The sequence below is a fragment of the Pedobacter sp. 05L430 genome, assembly GCF_056397585.1.
This window is the reverse complement of record NZ_JBFTNT010000306.1, coordinates 1-4,836: the sequence shown is the minus strand read 5'-3', so window position 1 is coordinate 4,836 and position 4,836 is coordinate 1. Positions and strand designations below refer to the sequence as shown.

At 41.0% G+C, this 4,836-nt stretch carries 4 protein-coding genes and 1 pseudogene; all 5 read left to right on the top strand.

Annotation, left to right across the window (positions count from 1 at the left end; genetic code table 11):
- Positions 1 to 287, top strand: a pseudogene (locus AC1DG9_RS23250) (glycoside hydrolase family 71/99-like protein); the annotation flags it as partial.
- A gap of 36 nt (positions 288 to 323) precedes the next feature.
- On the top strand, positions 324 to 1,457 hold the full coding sequence (locus AC1DG9_RS23245) for a hypothetical protein (RefSeq protein ID WP_477635329.1): 1,134 nt from the start codon (positions 324 to 326) through the stop codon (positions 1,455 to 1,457).
- A gap of 8 nt (positions 1,458 to 1,465) precedes the next feature.
- Positions 1,466 to 2,728, top strand: a complete 1,263-nt coding sequence (locus AC1DG9_RS23240; protein ID WP_337717981.1) for a glycoside hydrolase family 99 protein — start codon at positions 1,466 to 1,468, stop codon at positions 2,726 to 2,728.
- 106 nt (positions 2,729 to 2,834) lie between these two features.
- On the top strand, positions 2,835 to 3,596 hold the full coding sequence (locus AC1DG9_RS23235) for a ThuA domain-containing protein (protein ID WP_337717983.1): 762 nt from the start codon (positions 2,835 to 2,837) through the stop codon (positions 3,594 to 3,596).
- 39 nt (positions 3,597 to 3,635) lie between these two features.
- On the top strand, positions 3,636 to 4,836 hold a 1,201-nt coding region (locus AC1DG9_RS23230; RefSeq protein ID WP_477635328.1), incomplete at its 3' end, for a DUF7133 domain-containing protein.

Genomic DNA, 4,836 nt, shown 5'->3' with positions numbered 1-4,836 from the left:
ATCAGATACCCCGCTTAAAAGGTGATTTCTTGTGGCAGCAAATTGCCGGTGCAAAAAACGTKGGTGCAAAATCATTATATGTAGCCATGTTTGATGAAATTGATGAAGGCACAGCAATATTTAAGGCGGCCCGGGAAGCCGATACACCGCTGAATGGAGATGCCGGACTAAGATTCGTTGGAATTGAAAACGATCTGGCTTCCGATTACTACTTATGGCTTACAGGAAAGGGCGCAAGTTGGTTTCATGGCGAGCCAGGTTTTACCAGGGTTAAACCAGTTAGATAACGAAGAAATTAATGTTAAACTTTTAAAACAAAGGAAATGAGATTAATAAAAAGTATGATGGTATATTCCATCGCCCTGTTCGGGCTTACAGTAACCAGCTGTAAAAAGGAAACTTACACTTCAAGAGATACCAGTCATTTGGTGCCCTTGCCAGAGGAACCGGGAGAGCCGGCTGATCCTACACTGGTGGTATTTGACAATGTTGATGCTAAAGATGGGTGGCAAACTGTTGGTGATCCTGTTATTGAAACATCAGGAGCTAAAGAAGGCAGCGGCTACCTTAAAAACACCATTAAAAACGGAGACGATTTTATGCAATTTATAAAGCATTTAGCTACTCCATTGGATTCTAAACTTACAACAGCAAACGGCCAGTTCTCTTTCTGGTGGTATATCTCTGATGTATCAGCCATTAAAGAAGATGGACAAATTGAGATCACCAGTGGTGGAGATGCAGATAAGGATGAGTATGGATGGTCTGTAGCTAAATTATTGCCTACTTTAAAAAATGGCTGGAATCAGGTAAATCTTAATTTAAGAGATGCAGATATATCCGGCGCGCCAAATCCCGCTGCCCTTAACTTTTTCCGGGTATTTTTCTGGACCAAAACCAAAGATCATTCGGATGTAATTACCGGTGTTGATGGACTGGTACTTAGGGCAGTGCCGGCAGCTCCGGCTGTTTCTTTTGAAAATGCAGATAAGCCAGATGGCTGGGAAACTGTGGGTGCTCCTGTTATTGAAACAGCAGGCAAAAAAGAAGGCACAGGTTACCTTAAGAACACCATAGCAAACGGCGGAGACTTTATGCAGTTTATCAGAAAATTTGAAACACCGTTTAATTCAACTTTTAACAAAAGTAATGGTCAGTTTAAATTCTGGTGGTATATATCAGATGTTTCTCATATCAAAAAAGATGGTTCCATAGAGCTTACCAGCTCCGGAAAGGCCGATGATCATGAATCTGCCTGGGATGTAGCCCCATTAGTAGATAATTTAAAGAACGGCTGGAATGAAATTACACTTGATTTTGACAAAGCAATTAATAGTGGTGACGGTKGCGCAGACTTTACTGCCATTAACTATTTCCGGGTATTCTTTTTTACCACGAGCAAAGATCATCCGGATGTGGCTGTGGGTATAGACGATCTTCGTTTTACAGGGAAATAACCATGAACATGAAAAAAAATGACATTGCCTTTCTGCTGGCCTTATTTACTTTAATGAGCAGTTGCTCAAAAAAGAGTTCTAAAGAAATCACCTCTCCCGATAAACCGGGGGAAGTGATTGACATAACCCCCTCTCCGGTTGGCGACGTGGTTGGCAAAATAACTGTTGGCTATCAGGGTTGGTTTGCAGCAAAAGGTGATGGCTCTCCAATTGATGCTTGGTGGCATTATACCCAGGATTGGGGGAAGATTCCTTCCCCTACCAATCTGGGGATAAAATCATGGCCTGACGTTAGGGAATATACAGAAACCTTTCAAACTGGTTTTGCAGATCTTGGCAATGGGCAAGCCGCAAAGTTATTCTCATCGTTTACTACTCAAACCGTAAACACACAGTTTCTTTGGATGCAGCAAAATGGTATTGATGCAGCCGCGCTGCAGCGCTTTAACCCAAATGGAATTGAGGGTCCGGTACGTGACGCCATTACAGCAAAGGTAAAAACCGCAGCAGAGGCTTATGGACGTAAGTTCTACATCATGTATGATGTAAGTGGGTGGACTAATATGCAATCAGAAATTAAAACCGATTGGACAAATAAAATGTCGGCCTATATCACTTCATCAGCCTATGCAAAGCAAAATGGGAAGCCCGTAGTTTGCATATGGGGATTTGGATTTAATGATAACAATCATCCCTGGCCTGCATCGGTTTGTCTGGATGTAATTAACTGGTTTAAAAGCAAAGGATGTTATGTTATAGGCGGCGTGCCTACCCATTGGCGGAAACAGGAGAGCGACTCCAGACCCAATTTCATCAGCGCTTATAAAGCTTTTGATATGCTATCACCATGGATGGTGGGCAGAATTGGCAATGCAAACGAATCTGACGGCTTTTTTGTAAATGTGAACAAACCCGATCAGGCTTATTGCAATTCGAATGGAATTGATTATCAGCCTTGCGTATTGCCCGGTGATTTACAGGAACGCCAACGTGCGCATGGAGACTTTATGTGGCGCCAGTTCTATAACATGAAAAGAGTGGGTTGTCAGGGAATATACATCTCTATGTTTGATGAGTACAATGAAGGAAATCAGATTGCGAAAACTGCTGAGAATTCATCATTTATACCTAAAGGATCATCATTTGTAACACTGGATGAAGACGGTACTGCCTGTTCCTCAGATTATTATTTGAGGTTAACCGGTGATGGAGGGAAAATGTTTAAAGGGCAAATTGCACTTACAGCTGTGCGTCCAACTAGTCCGATGTAAGTTTTATTAATGTTTTCCTAAAACTTGTCTCTTAAATAATACACTTTATCCGTTACTTAGAGAATTAAAATTCCTTTACCTTTAATACCATTAAAACAAAAAACAAATGAAAATCACGACTAGAAACCACTCTTTAGCAAAAGCATTAACAATGCTGTCATTAATATTGATCATGTTTAGTGCCACATCGGCCTCTGCAAAGAAAAACCCAAGAATCCTTGTGTTCTGTAAAACAGCCGGGTTTCACCATGATGCAATTGCAGTAGGAACTACAGCTATTATTAAATTAGGAGCAGAAAATAATTTTGATGTAGATACCACAACCAATTCAGAGAAGTTCACCGCAGATAACTTGAAAAATTACAAGGCTGTAGTGTTTTTCAATACCACTGGTGATGTATTAAATGATACCCAACAAGCTGTTTTTGAGAAATATATTCAAGGCGGCGGTAACTTTGTTGGTGTACATGCTGCTACTGATACTGAGTACGACTGGCCTTGGTATGGTAAACTGGTAGGCGCTTATTTTGTTAGTCACCCAAGTCAGCAAGAGGCGTCATTAAATGTAACTAACCGCAACCACATCTCTACAAAACACCTTCCGGAAGTTTGGAAAAGAAAAGACGAATGGTATAATTTCAAATGGGTAGCCGACGGCTTAAATGTATTAATATCTATTGATGAGAAAAGCTATGATGCCGGTAAAGCAAAAATGGGTGATAAACACCCAATGGCATGGTACCATGAATATGATGGTGGCCGGGCTTTCTACACTGAACTGGGCCATACAGATGAATCTTATGCTGATCCACTTTATCTTAAACATCTTTTAGGGGGGATCAAATATGCTTTGGGTGTGAAAAAATAAACACACCCTCAACCCAAAACACACAAAACCAAATACACAATGAAACCAAATAAACAATGGGTATTGGGCATGCTCGGCTTGTCTATGCTCGTTTATACTTGTAAAGTATCTCAAAATACTTTAAAACGAGACGCCAATGGAAAGGTAATCGTAAACACCAACCCCTCTCCTGCTTATCTAACACCGCAGGAGAGTCTTAAAACCATCCATCTTCCTAAAGGCTACCACCTCGAACTTGTAGCCAGCGAGCCCATGATTCATGAACCTGTAGCAATTGCATGGGACGGTAACGGACGCATGTACGTTGCAGAGATGAATACCTATATGCAGGACGCTGAAGGTACAGATGAGATGAAGCCGATATGTACCATTAAAAGACTAGAAGATACCAATGGTGATGGAAAAATGGATAAATCAGTAGTTTTTCTTGATAAGTTATTACTTCCAAGAATGATCCTTCCACTTGATGACCGCCTTTTGGTTGCAGAAACTTTTGACAATAGTATTTATAGTTATCGTGATACCAATGGAGATGGCGTGGCCGATGAAAAGAAAATGGTTTTCAAAAATGAGTCTGAAAACAAAAGTAATCTGGAGCATCAGCGAAGCGGTTTAGTGTGGAATCTTGACAATAAGATCTATGTAACTGTAGAAAACGTTCGTTACAAATTTGAGGATGGTTTATTAAAACCTGAGAATCAGCATGAAGGTTCAGGCGGTCAGTGGGGTCTTGCGAATGACAACTACGGTCGATTGTTTTTTTCATCCGCCGGTGGCGAAGCTCCTGCAGTAAACTTCCAACAAAATCCCTACTTTGGATATTTGGACCTTGGCGAACAGTATAATGATAAATTTCAGGATGTCTGGCCTATAATTTCTACACCAGATGTTCAGGGAGGTTTAGGCCGATTACGTCCGGACAGTACACTAAATCATTTTACAGCTTGTACAGGTCAGTCTGTTTTCAGAGGCAACTCGTTACCAGATGATCTGAAAGGAGATTTATTGATCTGTGAACCGGTAGGCAGACTGATCAGAAGAGCCAAGGTTACGAACACCAATGGTAAAATAACCCTAAAAAATGCATACGAGAAAGAAGAATTTATTGCTTCTACAGACATGAACTTCAGACCTGTAAACAGTGTAACAGGCCCAGATGGATGTGTGTATATTGTAGACATGTACCGGGGAATTATCCAGGAAGGTAACTGGACAAGAAAGGGAACTTACCTGCGTAACC